Origin of the sequence: Hymenobacter sp., assembly GCF_036387835.1 — a bacterium.
Lineage (GTDB): Bacteria > Bacteroidota > Bacteroidia > Cytophagales > Hymenobacteraceae > Hymenobacter.
The window spans coordinates 1-17,440 of record NZ_DASVSY010000026.1 but is presented as its reverse complement, the minus strand read 5'-3'; the positions used below and the strand labels follow the sequence as shown (position 1 = coordinate 17,440).

General features: G+C 57.3%; 13 protein-coding genes. All 13 read left to right on the top strand.

From position 1 onward, the window contains the following. Positions 1 to 398: 398 nt before the first annotated feature. Positions 399 to 872, top strand: coding sequence for a division/cell wall cluster transcriptional repressor MraZ (gene mraZ, locus VF639_RS05215; RefSeq protein WP_331144827.1), 474 nt, complete (start codon positions 399 to 401; stop codon positions 870 to 872). After that, positions 869 to 1,804, top strand: a complete 936-nt coding sequence (gene rsmH / locus VF639_RS05210) for a 16S rRNA (cytosine(1402)-N(4))-methyltransferase RsmH (RefSeq protein WP_331144826.1) — start codon at positions 869 to 871, stop codon at positions 1,802 to 1,804. The genes mraZ and rsmH overlap by 4 nt, the downstream gene beginning before the upstream one ends. A gap of 68 nt (positions 1,805 to 1,872) precedes the next feature. Beyond that, complete coding sequence (locus VF639_RS05205) at positions 1,873 to 2,625, top strand: FtsL-like putative cell division protein (RefSeq protein ID WP_331144825.1); 753 nt, start codon at positions 1,873 to 1,875, stop codon at positions 2,623 to 2,625. After that, a complete protein-coding gene (locus tag VF639_RS05200) occupies positions 2,609 to 5,056 on the top strand; it encodes a penicillin-binding protein (protein WP_331144824.1) in 2,448 nt (815 codons plus the stop codon). The genes VF639_RS05205 and VF639_RS05200 overlap by 17 nt, the downstream gene beginning before the upstream one ends. Before the next feature lie 66 nt (positions 5,057 to 5,122). Then, positions 5,123 to 6,610, top strand: coding sequence for a UDP-N-acetylmuramoyl-L-alanyl-D-glutamate--2,6-diaminopimelate ligase (locus VF639_RS05195; RefSeq protein ID WP_414654663.1), 1,488 nt, complete (start codon positions 5,123 to 5,125; stop codon positions 6,608 to 6,610). Between the two features lie 108 nt (positions 6,611 to 6,718). Then, positions 6,719 to 7,939 carry a phospho-N-acetylmuramoyl-pentapeptide-transferase gene (gene mraY / locus VF639_RS05190; RefSeq protein ID WP_331144823.1) on the top strand — a complete coding sequence of 407 codons (1,221 nt, stop codon included), beginning with the start codon at positions 6,719 to 6,721 and terminating at the stop codon, positions 7,937 to 7,939. Between the two features lie 133 nt (positions 7,940 to 8,072). Next, positions 8,073 to 9,431 (top strand): UDP-N-acetylmuramoyl-L-alanine--D-glutamate ligase, encoded by a 1,359-nt coding sequence (gene murD / locus VF639_RS05185; protein ID WP_331144822.1) that lies wholly within the window; start codon positions 8,073 to 8,075, stop codon positions 9,429 to 9,431. 105 nt (positions 9,432 to 9,536) lie between these two features. Then, positions 9,537 to 10,715: an FtsW/RodA/SpoVE family cell cycle protein gene (locus tag VF639_RS05180; RefSeq protein ID WP_331144821.1), complete on the top strand. Its 1,179-nt coding sequence runs from the start codon at positions 9,537 to 9,539 to the stop codon at positions 10,713 to 10,715. Positions 10,716 to 10,822: 107 nt separating this feature from the next. Beyond that, on the top strand, positions 10,823 to 11,911 hold the full coding sequence (murG, locus tag VF639_RS05175) for an undecaprenyldiphospho-muramoylpentapeptide beta-N-acetylglucosaminyltransferase (protein WP_331144820.1): 1,089 nt from the start codon (positions 10,823 to 10,825) through the stop codon (positions 11,909 to 11,911). Between the two features lie 87 nt (positions 11,912 to 11,998). Continuing rightward, on the top strand, positions 11,999 to 13,516 hold the full coding sequence (locus tag VF639_RS05170) for a UDP-N-acetylmuramate--L-alanine ligase (RefSeq protein ID WP_331144819.1): 1,518 nt from the start codon (positions 11,999 to 12,001) through the stop codon (positions 13,514 to 13,516). Continuing rightward, positions 13,500 to 14,264 (top strand): cell division protein FtsQ/DivIB, encoded by a 765-nt coding sequence (locus tag VF639_RS05165; protein ID WP_331144818.1) that lies wholly within the window; start codon positions 13,500 to 13,502, stop codon positions 14,262 to 14,264. Before VF639_RS05170 ends, VF639_RS05165 begins: the two co-directional genes overlap by 17 nt. A 94-nt stretch (positions 14,265 to 14,358) precedes the next feature. Further along, entirely contained in the window at positions 14,359 to 15,753 is a 1,395-nt protein-coding gene (gene ftsA / locus VF639_RS05160; protein ID WP_331144817.1) for a cell division protein FtsA, read from the top strand. 128 nt (positions 15,754 to 15,881) lie between these two features. Continuing rightward, on the top strand, positions 15,882 to 17,381 hold the full coding sequence (gene ftsZ, locus VF639_RS05155; protein ID WP_331144816.1) for a cell division protein FtsZ: 1,500 nt from the start codon (positions 15,882 to 15,884) through the stop codon (positions 17,379 to 17,381). Positions 17,382 to 17,440 lie beyond the last annotated feature (59 nt).

The window sequence follows — 17,440 nt, the reverse complement described above, 5'->3', positions numbered from 1 at the left end:
AGATTTTAGTTTCCGACGCCTAACCAGCCGGCCGCAGTCTTCAGTGAAAGGCAGCCGAATGTAACTGCCAGCTTCGTTGACCGAGCATTCTGGCCATAATCTGCGGCCCGGTCCACCACTGGCCACGGTCGGCGGCGCAGGAAGCTTTAGAACGGTGGCCAGTGGTGGGTAGCTAATAGCAAGGCCAACGGCCTGTTTCAAGCACTGACATTCTGTCAATGCTACGTGAATGGTTCATTGTAGGCTTGGTCGGAAGTAGCTAAGAAGCAAGGAAAATTGCGTTTAGAGCGTAGGAGGGGCTATTATAGATAGTGGTAGAAAATGGTAAATCGTGGTTGCCTTTTATAGGGCATTGTGTACTTTTGCTAACATCCCTCCCTACTGCCCTGTCTCAACCCATGAACCTGCTCTCCGGCGAATACGAATGCAAGCTGGACCCGAAGGGGCGGCTGGTGCTGCCGGCCAAGGTGAAAGGCAACTTGCCGGAAGCCTCGGGCAACCAGCTCGTATTGGTGCGTGGGTTCGAGCCTTGCCTGGTGCTCTACCCGCGTGAGTCGTGGCGTATCATTCACGACAAGGTGATGGCGCTTGATGAGTTCAACGAAGAATACCGCCAGTTTCAGCGCAACTTCTTCCGGGGCATGACGGAGGTAGAACTGGACACCATCGGGCGGTTTATGCTGCCCCGGACCATGGTGCGCTACTCCGGCATCGAAAAAGAAGCCATCATAGTAGGGCTAGGCAATCGGTGCGAAATTTGGGACCCGACCCGCTACGATGAGTACCTGATTAAAGACCAACAAAGCTTCTCGAAGCTGGCTCAAAAATTTCTGACCACCGAAACCGGGCCCGGCGGCCCCCTGGCCGCATGAGCAGCACGCCCGACTACCTCAACGACGCCACTTACCACCGCCCCGTGATGCTGCGCGAGTGCCTGGAGGCCCTCAACCTGCAACCCGGCGGCCGTTATGTAGACGTAACGTTCGGCGGGGGCGGCCACTCGGCCCGTATCCTGGAACATCTTAGCACCGGCCACCTCTACAGCTTCGACCAGGACGCTGATGCCGAGCACGAAGCTGCCAAGCTGGCCCGCCCGCAGTTTACCTTCATTCGGGCCAATTTCCGGGACCTATACACCGAGCTCAAGGCGCTGGACGCGTTGCCCGTTGATGGCCTGTTGGCTGATTTGGGCGTGTCGTCGCACCAGTTTGATACGCCGGAGCGCGGCTTCAGCACCCGTTTCGATGGCCCGCTGGACATGCGCATGAACGCCGAAGACGGTGCCACCGCCGCCGACATCATCAACGAGTATCCGGAAACTGACTTGCACCGCATTTTTGGAATGTATGGGGAAGTAACCAATGCCCGTACGCTGGCCCAAACAGTAGCGTCGGCCCGGCGTGGGCAAACCATTAACACCATTGCCGAACTGAAAAAAGCCATTGCTAGCTGCACCCCGCGCGGCAAAGAAAACAAGTACTTGGCGCAGGTTTTCCAGGCCTTACGCATCGAGGCCAACGATGAAATGAAAGCGCTACAAGAAATGTTGTCAGCCACGGCGCAGGTGCTTCGGCCCGGCGGCCGGCTGGTAGTGATGAGCTACCATTCCTTGGAAGACCGTCTGGTGAAGAACTTCATGGCCAAGGGCAAATTCTTTGGCGAAGCAGAAAAAGACCTCTTCGGCAATACCAACCAACCTTTCGACGTAGTAACCCGCAAACCCGTGGAAGCTTCCCCCGAGGAAGTAGCCGCCAACAGCCGCGCCCGCAGTGCGAAGCTGCGGGTGGCAGTCCGAAAAGAATAAAGAAGAACACTGCGACTTCTGCGCCCTCCTCCGCGCCCTTCGCGGGCTAAAAACTTCAGAACAACTACGTGGCAACCAACACTATAAAACCCGTCGCTAAGCAGCCCCGCACCAATGCGCCCCGCGCCGTGGTGCCGGAGTTTGTGACTGCGCCCGAGCCGGTAGTAACGCCGGCCCCAACGCCCGAGCCCAAGCCTAAGCCTCAACCCGAACAGAAAGCGCCTCAACCGCCGCGTCCGGCTGCCGGGCCGCGCAGCTCCTGGAGCGTATTCACGCTGTTGGAGCGCGTCACGCGTATGGACGGGCTGTTTCGGGAGGGCCTGCCGGTGCGCTACCTGCCGCACGTGCTGTTCGTGATGTTTCTGATTTTGGTGTACATCGGTAACACACACTATGCCACCCGGATGAACCGCGCTATTCAGAAGCTGAAGCTGGAAACCGAAGACCTGCGCGCCGACTACACCACCCTGAAATCCGACTACATGGAGGCCAGCAAGCAAAGCGAAGTCGCCCGCAAAGTGGCCGCTTATGGCTTGGTGGAAAGCTCGTCGCCACCGTTTCGCATCGAAGTGCCTTCCGGCCGTCTCGATGAGGCTTCTCTGGATTTGGTGCCCATTCTGACTGCCGATTCGCTGGCGGCCCGCGCCCTGCGCGATTCGCTGCGTCACGCCGTGCCCGTCGCCCCGATTGATTCCACCAATCTGGAAGTAGGGGCGCCGCCCGTGCCTATCGGGACGGATGCTACTGGCGAGCCGGCGCTAGAGCAGCCGGCTGCTTCTCACCCTGCCAACAGCCCTCGTCGCCATGAAAGGAAGCGTTAAAAAATCCATCGTAACCCGGGTGCGGCTGGCGTTTTTGGGCGTCTGCCTGTTCTCGGCCGCCATTGTTTGGAAGGTTGCCAACATCCAGTTCAAGGAAGGAGAGAAATGGCGGGCCTTGGAGCAGGAGCGGCGCGTGGTGTACCAGCCTGTATTTGCCACCCGCGGATCTATTGTGGCCGATGATGGCAAAAGCATTATGGCTACGTCGTTGCCCTTTTTCCGGGTGGCGTGGGACCCGAGTGTGGTGGACAACCAGTTGTTTAAGCAGGGGGTTGATTCGCTGGCCTTGCAATTGTCACGGTTTTTTGGCGACAGGAGCCAGCAGGAGTACGCTCGTAAGCTTAAAAACGCGCACAACCCGAAGTCGCACGTGCGGTATCTGCGGCTGAATTCGCGGCAAATCAATTTTCAAGAGAAAAAGGAAATGGCCACGTGGCCCATTTTTCGGGCCGGCAAAAACAAGGGCGGCGTTATTTTCGAGAAAGTGGACAAGCGTTTCCGGCCCTTTGGCGGGTTGGCGCAGCGCACCATCGGCTTTATCAACGAAGACAAAAACGGCGCGGGCCTGGAATTCACCTTCAACCGCCACCTGGCCGGCAAAGACGGCGAAGCCCTGTTTGAGCGCCTGCCCGGCGGCAACAAGCCCATCTACGACGGCACCGAAATCAAGCCGATTGACGGCTACGACGTGCAAACCACGCTGGATATCAACCTGCAGGACGTGGCCGAAAATGCCCTCTACAAGTCGCTGGTGGACAACAATGCCCAATACGGCTGCGTGATTCTGATGGAAGTACAGACCGGCGCCATCAAGGCGGTAGCCAACTTGGGCAAAGTAGACGAAGGCGTCTACCGCGAAGACTACAACTACGCCATTGCCGACCAGGGCCGGACCGAGCCGGGCTCTACGTTCAAGCTGGCCTCATTGATGGCCGTACTGGAAGACAACCCCGAAATGAGCTTGGATGAAGTGGTGGACACCGGCAACGGCCGCATGTACATCGGCGGGGCCGTGAAAACCGACTCGCACGGCTACGGCAAGATTACGGTGAAGCAGGTGTTCGAGAAGTCCAGCAATATTGGGGTGGCGGTGCTCGTGGACCGGCAGTTCAGCAAGAACCCGAGCAAGTACACCGATTATCTGAAGCGGTTCGGACTGCACAAGCCGCTCGGCTTCCAGATGGCCGGCGAGGCCCGGCCCTACGTGAAAGACCCGCTGGACCGCTCCTGGAGCCGCACATCCCTGACCACCATGAGCATCGGCTACGAGCTGAAGCTGGCGCCGCTGCAAACTCTGGCTTTCTACAACGCCGTAGCCAACGGCGGCGTAAAGGTGCAGCCCATGATTGTCAAGGAAATCAAGCAGGTGGATAAGGTACTGGAGCGGTTCGAGCCGGTGGTGCTCAATCCGAAAATCTGCTCCGATGAAACCCTGGCCAAAGTGAAGGCCATGATGGAAGGCGTGGTAACGGAGGGGACGGCCCGCGGTATCCGCTCGGAAGACTACACCATTGCCGGCAAAACCGGCACCGCCTGGAAATTCAAGAACGGCGCTTACACCCGCACGTATTCCACTAGCTTCTGCGGCTACTTCCCCGCCGACAAGCCCAAGTACTCGTGCATCGTGGTGGTGGATTCGCCAAAGAAAGGCCGCATCTACGGGGCCGATGTGGCCGCGCCGGTGTTCCGCGAAGTGGCCGACAAAGCCATGGCCCGCGACGAAGCCAGCCAGCGGCCGGTGCTGGCCCGCACGCCCATCAACCGCGCCAAAACGCCGGTGGTGCAAGCTGGTATGCAGGACGAGTTACGGCTGGTATTCGAGAAAATCGGGGTGAAGAACGAAGCAGTAGCGCCCGAAGAAGATTGGGTTAAAGTACCGACGGCAGCCGACAGTGGCACCGGCGCTCTGACCTTGCAGCCGCTGGCCGTACGCCCCGGCCGGGTACCCGACGTGCGCGGCCTAACGCTGCGCGACGCCCTGTTCCTGCTGGAAAACCGGGGCCTGCGGGTGCGCGCCCTCGGTACGGGCCGCGTGAAAACACAGTCGTTGGAAGCGGGTGCGGCGGCCCAACGGGGCACGGTGATTACGCTGGCGCTGGAGCCGATTGGCCAACGCTCTACCTCGGCGCCTGCTCCGTTGGCCGCGCCGGCGCCGAGCCAGTTGGCTGAAAACAAGCTGCTGACGCCCGTAGACACCGATTTGGCGGCTAAAACGCGCGTACTGGCCGCCAAGGCCAAAGCCCGGATGGCCGCCAGCAACGGCACCGCGCCGGCCTCCACGGAAGTGAATAAGCCGGAAGCCAAAAAACCGGAACCCCGCAAACCGGAGCTCAAGCCGGCTCCGAAACCCAAACCAGTGGAACCCAAACAACCTAAAAGACCAACGCAGATAACACAGCAGGCCACCGCCAGCAAACCCAAGAAAGTTTAAAGAACACTTCTGCGTCCTCTGCGGAAACTTCAGCGCCCTCTGCGGGCTAAAAACACCAGTATCACCTTGCCAACTGATAAAGAAATAACGCCCCCGCTCTTCGCCCTACTGGCCGATGTAACCGTGCAAGACCAGTACGGCCCTACCGACGTGCCCGTGCAGGCCCTCACCCTCGACTCGCGCCAGGCCGCGCCCGGCTTCGTGTTTTTCGCGTTGCGTGGCGCCGCCACCGATGGTCACCACTTCATTGCTAAGGCCGTGGAGCAAGGCGCGTCGGTTATCGTTTGTGAAGACCTGCCCGGCGAAATGCAGTCCGGCACCGCCTACGTGCAAGTGCCTGATTCGGCGGAGGCTATGGCGCACATGGCGGCGGCTTTCTACGGCCATCCGTCGCGCAGCTTGCAGTTGATTGGCGTGACGGGCACCAACGGCAAAACCACCTGCGCCACGCTGCTGCACAAGCTGCTGCGGGAGCTAGGCTACCACGCCGGCCTACTGAGCACGGTGCAGAATCAGATTGACGAGGAGGTTATTCCGGCCACCCACACCACACCCGACGCCATCCGGCTGAACGAGCTGCTGGCCCGCATGGTAGCGGCCGGCTGCACCCACGCCTGCATGGAAGTCAGCTCGCACGCCGTAGTGCAACACCGCACCACCGCCCTGCGCTTTGCCGGAGGTATCTTCACCAACCTCACCCACGACCACCTCGACTACCACGGCACCTTCGACAACTATCTGAAAGCCAAAAAACACTTCTTCGATAACCTGCCGAAGTCGGCCTTTGCCCTCACCAACGCCGACGACAAGCGCGGTACTGTGATGCTGCAAAACACCGCCGCCCGCCGCGAAACCTATTCCTTGCGCGGCGCGGCCACGTTCCGGGGCAAGCTGATTGAAAACGCGGTGCACGGCCTGCATCTGGAAGTGGACGGCCAGGAAGTACAGTTTCGTTTGATTGGCATTTTCAATGCCTATAACCTGCTGGCCGTGTACGGCGCGGCCGTGCTGCTCGGCGAAGACTCGTCGGAGGTGCTGACGGTGCTATCGGGCTTGCTATCGGCGCCGGGCCGCTTCGAGCCGATTGTGTCCGAGAAAACCCACGTAACGGGCATCATCGATTATGCGCACACTCCCGACGCGCTGGAAAACGTGCTCGATACCATTGCCGACATTCGCCAGCCTAGCCAGCAGGTTATCACGGTAGTGGGCTGCGGCGGCAACCGCGACGGGGCCAAGCGCCCCATCATGGCCAACCTCGCCTGCCAGGGCTCCGACCGGGTGGTGCTTACCGCCGATAATCCCCGCTTCGAAGACCCCAACTCTATTCTGGCCGAAATGCAAGCCGGCGTGAAAGTGCAGGACCAGGCCAAAGTGGTTACCATCCCCGATCGGCGCGAAGCCATCCGGGCCGCCGTACTCCTGGCCAACCCCGGCGACATTGTGCTGATAGCCGGCAAAGGCCATGAAACCTACCAGGAAGTGAAAGGCGTCCGCGCGGAATTCGACGACAAAAAGGTGCTAAAGGAAATGTTTGAACTACTTGATAAATAAGGAGCCGTTAACCAAAATCTGCAAAAACACAACCCTTGCTTGACCTGAAAAAACTGGAACCTTTGCAGCTTGCCCGCTTTCTAACCGCAATCTGCTAACCCCGCGCTCATGCTGTATTACCTCTTCAACTACCTCTATAAAGTGCATCACATACCGGGAACGGGGGTGTTTCAATACATCACGTTCCGGGCAGCCATGGCGGTAGTTACCTCGCTCATCATTGCCCAGTTCTTTGGGAAACCACTGATTCGGGTGTTGCAGCGGGCGCAGATTGGGGAAACGGTACGCGACTTAGGTTTGCAGGGGCAGCTTGAGAAGAAAGGCACTCCCACGATGGGCGGGCTCATCATTCTGCTGGCTATTCTAGTGCCGGTGCTGCTCTTCGCCAAGCTCGACAATATCTACATCGTGCTGATGCTGCTTAGCACGGTTTGGCTCGGGCTGATTGGCTTCGTCGACGACTATATCAAGGTAGTGAAGAAAGATAAAGAGGGTTTGGCGGGCCGCTTCAAGATTATGGGGCAGGTTGGGCTCGGCCTCACGGTGGGGTGGGTGCTGTTCTTCTCCAACGAAGTAACCGTGCGCCAATACCTGCTGCCCGACGGCCAGCTCTCGGCCGTGGATGCCAGCACCGTGTACCAGGACGTGAAGCTGATGATTACGACGGTGCCCTTCCTTAAGAACAACGAGCTGAACTACGGGGACCTGTTCGCCACGGCCGGCGACTTTTTCAACGAGTACTACGCCTTCTTCTACATCCCGATTGTCATTCTCATCATCACGGCCGTCAGCAACGGCGCCAACCTCACCGACGGCCTCGACGGGCTGGCAGCCGGTACTTCGGCAATTATCGGGACCACACTGGCGGTTTTCTGCTTCGTGAGCGGTAACGCTTTTCTGGCTGACTACCTCGACATCATGTTCATTCCGAACTCCGGCGAGCTGGTTATTTTCTGTACTGCTTTCGTGGGAGCCTGCGTAGGGTTTCTGTGGTACAACTCGTTTCCGGCGCAGGTATTTATGGGCGATACGGGCTCGTTGGCCATCGGTGGCATCATTGCGGTGCTGGCGCTTATCGTGCGCAAGGAACTGCTGATTCCGGTGCTGTGCGGGGTGTTTTTGGTGGAAAGCTTATCGGTAATGGTGCAAGTAAGCTACTTCAAATACACCCGTAAGAAGTACGGGGAAGGCAAGCGGCTGCTGCGTATGTCGCCGCTGCACCACCACTACCAAAAGCTCGGCTACCACGAGTCTAAAATCGTGTCGCGCTTCTGGATTGTGGGCATCATGCTGGCGGTGTTGACCCTAGTAACCTTGAAATTGAGATAAAAGGCTTACTAACTGAAGTGTTTAATTATTGACTTGCTAAATGGCTGATTAAACGGCCTACTCCTAAAATCAAATCGGAACTATGAACTTGATAATCAGTCATTCAACAATTAAACAATTCAGCAAGTAAACCATGCATATCCTTGTATTAGGAGCGGCCGAAAGTGGAGTAGGGGCAGCGCTGTTAGCGCAAGCCAAGGGCCACTCTGTGTTTGTTTCCGATAAAAGCCCCATCCAGCCTATATATAAGGAGAAGCTGACGCAGGCAGGTATTCCCTTCGAGGAAAATCAGCACACGATGGAGGAAGTCCTGAAAGCAGAGGAAGTAATCAAAAGCCCCGGCATCCCGGAAAAAGCGCCCGTTATTCAGGCCTTGCGCGAGAAAGGCACGCCCATTATTTCAGAAATTGAATTTGCGGGTCGCTATACCAAGGCGAAGTGCATCTGCATCACCGGCACCAACGGCAAAACCACCACCACGCTGCTCACCTATCACCTGCTGAAAGAAACTGGCTACAACGTAGGCCTGGCCGGCAACGTGGGCTACAGCTTCGCCGAGCAGATTATCGAAGACAAATTCGACTACTACGTAATCGAGCTAAGCAGCTTTCAGCTCGACGATACCTATCATTTCCAGCCGTGGATTTCGGTATTGCTCAACATCACCCCCGACCACCTCGACCGGTACAACTATTCCTTAGCCAGCTACGCCGAATCCAAGCTGCGCATCATGCGCAACCAGGACAGCAGCGGCTACTTCATCTACAACGCTGACGACGAAAATATCCAACGCTACTTCCAGGCGGCGCTACGCTCGGTGCAGCAATTGCCTTTCAGCCTGCACCACCGCTCCGACTACCAGCTAGGCGCGTACTATCTGGACGAGGAAAACATTTGCGTGGACCTACAGCCCGGCTATTTCAGCAAAACTCAGAAGATCAATACTGCCAGCTCACCGCTCATTGGGCAGCACAACCGCCAGAACATGATGGCGGCCGTACTCTGTGCCCGGCTGGCGGGCATAGAGAAGTCACGGATTGAAGCGGCCCTGGCCACGTTCCACAACGCCGACCACCGCCTGCAACCCGTAGGCGAAATAAACGGTGTCCGCTTCATCAACGACAGCAAAGCCACCAACGTGGAAGCCGCCTGGTACGCCCTCGACGGCATCAAGGAGCCAATCGTGTGGATTGCGGGCGGCACCGACAAAGGCAACGACTACGCTACGCTTGTTCAGTTGGCGGAAACCAAGGTGAAAGCCCTTATCTGCCTTGGCGTCGATAACGAGAAGCTAAAAACGTCTTTCGCCTCGGTAGTGCCTCACCTAGAAGAAACGCAAAGCGTAGAAACCGCCGTGCGCCGCGCCGCCGAGCTAGCGCAGCCCGGCGACGTCGTGCTCCTTTCACCCGCCTGTGCCTCGTTCGACCTTTTCAAAAACTACGAAGACCGAGGCCGGCAATTCGCGGCGGCGGTGAAAAGAGTAAGTGAGTAGCTGAGTGAATTATTCAACTGCTCTTTTCTCAGTTACGCTTCCAAATAGAAACTGCTCAGTCACTCAACTGCTCTTTACTCCGCTACTCACTTACTCAGTTACTCTATGGACATCATCAAAAACTGGCTGCGGCAGAACCTGAAAGGTGACCCGGTATTATGGGGCATCGTGATTCTGTTTTCGCTGATTAGTATTGCCGTGGTGTACTCGGCTACGGGTACGCTGGCCTACAAGCAGCGGGCGGGCAACACCGAATACTTCCTGCTCAAGCACACCGGCCTGATTTTCGTGGGGCTGGCCTTTATGTGGCTGGCGCACCGCATCGACTACCGCTACTATTCGCGGCTGTCGTTGTACGCGCTGCTGCTGTCGGTGCCGCTGCTCATGTTCACCTACTTCATGGGCTCGAACATCAACGAGGCCTCCCGCTGGCTCACCATTCCCGTTATCAACCAAACCTTCCAGCCCTCCGACCTGGCCAAGCTGGCTTTGATTGCGCACCTGGCGTCCATGCTCAGCCGCCGTCAGCAGCAGGTACAGGATTTCAAAACTACGCTGCTGCCCGTGATGCTGTGGGTGGGTTTGATTTGCGGCATCATTATTTTGAGTAATGCTTCTACGGCGTTGCTGCTGTTTGCTACGTGCTTGCTGCTGATGTTCATTGGGCGCGTACCGCTCAAGCAGATGGCCGTGATGGTTGCAATTGGCGTGGTAGTGGGCGGAATAGGTCTTTCTTCGGGCCAGCGCTACAAAACCGTGCTAAGCCGTATCGAGAACTTCACCGATAAGAGCAAGCCGGTGCCGTTTCAGTTGGAGCACAGCTACATCGCCATTGCTACAGGCGGCGTAACCGGCAAAGGCCCTGGCAACAGCACCGAGCGCAACATTCTGCCGCACCCGTATTCCGACTTCATTTTTGCTATCATCATCGAGGAATATGGCATGGCTGGCGGTGCGTTCGTGCTCTTTCTGTACCTGGCCTTTCTCTATCGAGGGCTGCTGACGGTAGTGAACAGTTACGGCGCGTTTGGCGGCCTGCTTTCGGCCGGGCTCACGTTCAGCTTGGTGCTGCAAGCTATGGTGAATATGGGCGTAGCCGTGGGCTTGGGGCCGATTACCGGTTTGCCGCTGCCGTTGCTGAGCATGGGCGGTACCTCGCTCATCTTCACCGGCATCAGCATCGGTATCATCCTGGCCGTGAGCCGCGGCGAGCGGGAAATTCGCCCCGTAGCCGGCGAGCCCGCCGACACGGCCCGCATCCCAAAAGTATCGTCTTACGCTTGATAATTGTTGATTGCTGGTAGTTGATTGATATTCAGCTAATTAAATATTAAAATAGGATACGGTATTCACTAACAACCAATCAACCAGTAGCAATCAACAATCAATAAATGAAAATTATCATCAGCGGCGGCGGTACGGGGGGGCACATTTTCCCAGCGGTGGCTATTGCCAACGAACTGCGCCGCCGTGAGCCTACAGCTGAAATCCTGTTTGTAGGTGCCAACGGCCGCATGGAGATGACCCGCGTGCCCGAAGCCGGCTACGAAATCGTAGGCCTCGATATTGCCGGCTTGCAGCGCCGCCTAACGCCGCAGAACCTGATTTTCCCGATTAAAGTAATGCGGGCGGTGCGCAAGGCGGGCAAGCTGATCGAAAACTTCCGGCCCGATGTGGTCGTGGGAGTCGGAGGCTACGCCTCGGCGCCGGTGCTGCTGGCTGCTACTTCGCGCGGCATTCCTAGTCTGATTCAGGAGCAGAACTCGTACGCGGGCCTGGTGAACAAGCTGCTGAGCCGTCGCGTCAACAAAATTTGCGTGGCGTATGAGGGCATGGACAAGTTTTTTCCGGCGGAGAAGCTGGTGCTGACTGGCAACCCCGTTCGCACGGAAATAGCCAGCGGCAACCGTCTGGAAGCCCGGCAATTCTTCGGCCTCACACCCGACCAGCCCGTTCTGCTCGTGATAGGAGGGAGCCTTGGGGCGCGTACGCTCAACCAGGCCACCGCTGCTGCGCTGCCGCGCCTGAAAGCGGCTGGTGTGCAACTGCTGTGGCAAACCGGCAAGCTCTATTACCCCGAAGCAACACAGCAAGCCGCGCCCTTCGCAGCCGACAACCTAAAGGCCCTAGAGTTCGTGCAGCGCATGGATTTGGCGTATGCCGCTGCCGATGTGGTGGTTAGCCGGGCCGGAGCGCTGTCGGTTTCCGAACTGTGCCTCACAGGTAAGCCAAGCATTCTGGTGCCTTCGCCCAACGTGGCCGAAGACCACCAAACCAAAAACGCCATGGCGCTGGTACGAAAAGACGCCGCACTCCTGGTTTCCGACGCAGAGGCTCCCACTAAGCTCTTTGACACGGCGTTGGCGCTGCTCCAGAACCCTACGCAGCAACGGCAGCTAACTGCCCATGTGCAGCAACTGGCCCACCCCGAAGCTACTACCACCATCGTCGATGAGTTGCTTAAACTAGTTTCTGGTTGATGATAGCAACTCGCCAATTGTTCGGCCCGTCATGGGTTGAAGCTTGAAATGAAAACGTGTTTTTAATTCTCAATTCATAATTTTTAATTGAAACAGTTCGTCTACTTCCTTGGTATCGGAGGCATTGGCATGTCCGCGTTGGCACGCTGGTTTCAAGCCAATGGGCATACCGTAGCGGGCTACGATAAAACCAGTACGCCCCTAACCGAAGCGCTGGCGGCAGAAGGCATTGCTGTGCATTATGACGATGCGGTAACCAGCATTCCGGAAGCCGTACGTGCAAACCGGGAGCAGACGCTCGTCGTGCTCACGCCGGCCATCCCGAAAGACCATCAGGAGTGGGCCTGGCTGCGCGAAAACGGCTACGACATCCGCAAGCGTAGTCAAGTACTGGGCGTCCTCACGCAGGGGCACCGCACCATTGCCGTCGCCGGCACCCATGGCAAAACCACCACCAGCAGCATGGTAGCCCACCTGCTGCACCACGCTGGCATACCCTGCGCCGCCTTCTTGGGCGGTATTTCTGTGAATCTAGGTTCCAACCTGTTGCTGCCCCACCCCCCAACCCCCTCGCCTGCGGGAGAGGGGAAGAGTTCTGGAGAGAATCGTTTAGCTCCCCCTCTCCCGCAGGATGTAGCGCATCTAGCTAGTGTGGAGTTGGGGGGTGGAGTTCCCATCGTAGTGGAAGCCGACGAATACGACCGGAGCTTTCTAACCTTGCATCCGGACATTGCCATCGTCACGAGCACCGACGCCGACCACCTCGACATCTATGGTAATAAAGAGGCGCTGGTGGAATCGTTTCGGCAGTTTGTGGGCCAGATTCAGCCAGGGGGCACCCTTATCATCAACCACACGGCCGACGCCAGCGTGGCCGCTGCCGTACCCGCGGGGGTGCGGGTTATTCGGTATGGTCTTACCGCCGAACAGGGGCCCGAGCTGTACGCCACCAATATAACGGCGCAAGGCCACCAGTTCCGTTTTGCGCTCCACGGCCCGCAAGGCACCGTCGATAACTTAGAACTGGCTGTGCCTGGCTACCACAACGTGGAAAACATGCTGGCTGCGGCCTGCGTAGCACAGCTCGAAGGAGTGAATTCCGAGAAGCTGCAAGCCGGCGTAGCGGCCTATAGCGGCGTAAAGCGCCGTTTCGAATTTATTGTGACGGCCGGTACATCTGAACAGCCAAAAGTGTATGTGGACGATTATGCCCATCATCCACGCGAAATAGAGGCTTTTCTACGTTCTCTGCGGGCATTATATCCGGGGCGGCAGCTGCGGGTCGTGTTTCAGCCCCACTTGTTCACCCGCACCCGCGACTTCGCGCCGGGCTTTGCTGAAAGCCTGAGCCTCGCCGACGAAGTGGTGCTGATGGATATCTACCCGGCCCGGGAGTTGCCCTTGGAAGGAGTGACCTCGGAATTGATTTTGTCCCAAATAACGGCTCCCAAAAAGTCGTTGCAGAGTGCGGACAAAATTTTGGCAAATGCTGGTACTGATTCTAATTTCGACGTACTCGCAACGGTTGGAGCAGGAGATATAGACAAACTAGTACCTGATTTAAAGAATATTTTACATATTCGCTGGAATGAAGCTCAAGCGTAAGATCCATAACATCTTGTTTGCCACTAGCTGCCTGATGCTGCTAGGTGGGTTGGCCGTCTTTGCGGGCGTACGGCAAGCCAATCGGCCTGTGGGTCAGGTGATTGTCAACATCAGCAACGAGTTCAACAACTTTTTTATCAGTGAGCGGGAAGTAACCAGCCTGCTCACCCGCGGCGGCGAACAGCGCCTCGAAGGCAGCACACCCGCCGAGCTGGATTTGCCCGCGCTGGAAGCTCGCCTAAAAGCTCATTCCTTCGTAAAGGACGCCCAAGTGTACCGCGACTTGTCGGGCAACCTGCACGCTGATGTTCGCCAGAACCGCCCCATTGCGCGCCTCGTTCACCCCAACACCCGCCTCGACTCCTACCTGGATGCCGACGGGCACAAGCTACCGCTCTCGTCGTTGTTTACGGCCCGGGTGGTGCCGGTAGCCCGGCAGGGTGGGGCTCCGCTGGCAGCTTCCTTTTTTCAAGACTCCACTGGTCAACGCTACCTGGAATTATTGCGCTATATTGATGAGAAACCCTTCTGGCGCGCTCAGATTGCCGAGGTGTTTATTGCTGCCAACGGCAAGTTGTCCTTCACCCAACAGGTGGGCGACCAACGAGTGGAATTTGGCTTTCCGGAGAATATTTCGGAAAAATTCGCGAAACTGATGGTATTTTACCGTCAAATACCCCCGGCGCTAGGTTGGAACACGTACCACCGCGTCAATGTAGAGTTCAAAGATCAAATCATTTGCGAGTAGATTTTTCTGCTCCTGAGGCCTGAAAAGGCTATTTTTACCAAATCACACCGCACTAAACTGCTATTTCCCCGCCAGCTTTACCCGACCCTTCCCCATGCAACACGATAAGATTGTAGTCGGCCTCGACATCGGAACCACAAAAATTTGTGCCCTTGTAGGCCGCAAAAACGAGTTTGGCAAACTCGAAATACTAGGTATGGGTAAAGCCGTGTCGGAAGGCGTGGTGCGCGGTATCGTGTCCAATATCGACAAGACGGTGGATGCGATTCGGCGCGCCATCCGGCAGGCCGAAGAAATGTCGGGTATCAACATCGGCGTAGTGAACGTGGGTATTGCCGGGCAGCACATCAAGAGCCTGCAACACAACGGCAGCATCACCCGCGCCTCCGCCGACAGCGAAATCACGCAGGAAGACGTGGAACGCCTCACCGGCGATATGTACCGCCTCGTGACCCCGCCCGGTTCCCAAATCATCCACGTAATGCCCCAAGACTACAAGGTGGACTATGAGGAAGGCATCATGGACCCCGTGGGCATGTCGGGCGTGCGGCTGGAAGGCAACTTCCACATCATCACGGCGCAGAGCACGGCCATCAACAACATCAATAAGTGCGTGACCAAAGCTGGCCTCGAAATCGACAACCTGATTCTCGAGCCGCTGTCTTCTTCTATGTCTGTGCTGTCGGACGAAGAGAAAGAAGCCGGCGTGGCCCTGATTGACATTGGGGGTGGCACTACCGATCTGGCTATTTTCAAAGACGGTATTATCCGCCACGCGGCCGTGTTGCCCTTCGGCGGCAATATTGTCACCTCCGACATCAAACTCGGCTGCCAAGTGATGCAAAACCAGGCCGAGCAGCTCAAGGTGAAATTTGGCAAAGCCATTGCCGAGGAAGCTTCCGATTACGAAATCGTAAGCATCCCCGGCCTGCGCGACCGGGCTCCCAAGGAAATTTCCCTCAAGAACCTGGCTTACATCATCGAGGCCCGGATGGAGGAAATTATCGAGTTGGTGTATGCCGAGATTCAGCGCACCGGCCACGCCGATAAGCTGGCCGCCGGCATCGTGCTGACGGGCGGCGGCTCGCAGCTCCAGAACCTGGTGCAGCTCACCGAGTATGTAACGGGCCTCGATACGCGCATTGGCTACCCCAACGAGCACCTAGGCAAGAGCAAGATTGAGGCGGTGAAGTCGCCGATGTTTGCTACTACCGTCGGCCTGGTACTGGCCGGTTACCGTTCACTCGATGAGCGTTTGAACCGCAATTACGAGCAGGAGCAGCAACACCAACCGCAGCCAGCCCCGTATTACCAGGCACCAGCGCCTACTCCGGCGCCGGCACCAGCTCCGGCAGCTAAACCAGTAGCGCAAAAGCCTGCGGAGCCTAAAGAGCCCAAGAAGCCTTCCGGCGCCGGTAAGTTCTTCCAGGACATCATCAGCCGTACCAAAGGCTTGCTAATTGACGACTTCGACGACACCAAGTACTAAATGTCAATTATGAATTATGAATTTTGAATTCTGAATTGGAAACGCTAGAGGAGGCTTAACCGTCTCTCATCCTGCTTGCCAATTCAAAATTCAAAATTCATAATTCATAATTCATAATTGACTTTCCCATGAATTATAAATTTGACATCCCGGCGCAGTCCAAGTCCATCATCAAGGTGATTGGCGTGGGTGGGGGCGGCTCCAACGCCGTCAACCACATGTTTGGCCAGGGCATAAAAGACGTAGAATTCGTCATTTGTAACACCGACAAGCAAGCTTTGGCTTCCTCGACGGTGCCCAACCGGTTGCAAATCGGCATGGACTTGACGGAAGGCCTTGGCGCCGGTGCCAATCCTGAGCGCGGTAAGCAGGCGGCTATTGAAAGCCGCGAGCAAATCCGGGAGCTACTCAGCAACGGCACCAAGATGGTGTTTATCACGGCCGGTATGGGCGGTGGCACCGGTACCGGCGCGGCTCCTGTTATTGCCAAAGTAGCCAAGGAACTTGGCATTCTCACGGTAGGCATCGTGACGGCGCCGTTTATGTTTGAGGGCAAGAAGAAGCGCCAGCAAGCAGAACTCGGCATCAAGGAGCTAAGCGAGAACTGCGACACGGTGCTGGTGATTCTCAACGACAAGCTCCGCGAGATTTACGGCAACCTGCCCATCCGCTCAGCCTTCGCCAAAGCCGATAATGTCCTCAGCACCGCCGCCAAGTCCATTGCCGAAATTATTACCGTGACGGCCGATGTAAACGTGGACTTTGAAGACGTGAAAACCGTTATGAAAGACAGCGGGGCCGCCGTAATGGGCAGCAGCATCACGGATGGCGAAAACCGCGCCCGCCGGGCGGCTGAAGAGGCTTTAGCCTCGCCGCTGCTCAACAACACCGACATTCACGGTGCGCAACGCATTCTGCTCAGCATCATGTCCGGCGACCAGGCCGAACTGGAGATGGACGAGCTGACGGAAATCACCGAGTGCATTCAGGACAAGGCCGGCCAGAATGCCGAGGTTATTTTCGGCCACGGCATCGATTCCTCGTTGGGTCAGAGCATCCGCGTGACGGTAATTGCGACCGGATTTGCCCGCGAGGCGCACACCATCACGGTTACGCCTTTTAGCAGCCGTGAAGCGGAGCCAGAACCAGCGCAGCCAGATCCGCAGATCAACATCTTCGATAAAGATCGGCAGGAGACGACACCAGCTACTGCCGTGGTGCCGACTTTCACGACCACTCCCGCGCCGCCTCCAGCTCCGGAGCCGCAGCCCGTGAAGTTCGACCTCGAAACCTCGCCTTACAACGCCCCCGTGCCCCCCGTGGCCGCGCCGTCGTCGCCCGCTCCTGATCCGGTGGTATACCAGGCGCCGCAGCCGGCGCCGCCACTGCCGGGCCGTCCTGCTCTTGATGCGCGCGCCGAAGAGCGCCGTCGTCGGTTGCAGGAGCTAAGCAACGGCCTCTCCAACGAAGCCATTAAGGACCAGCTGGAAACGCCGGCTTACCTGCGCCGGCAGGTGAAGCTGGAGAACGTAACACCTTCGTCGGAGCGCAACATCAGCCGCTTCAACCTTTCCGATGATAATGAACTGCTAGGCGACAACCGCTTTCTGCACGACAACGTGGATTAACCGTTGCGCATAATCAACAAGAAGGCCGCTGAGGAATCTCAGCGGCCTTCGTGTTGATT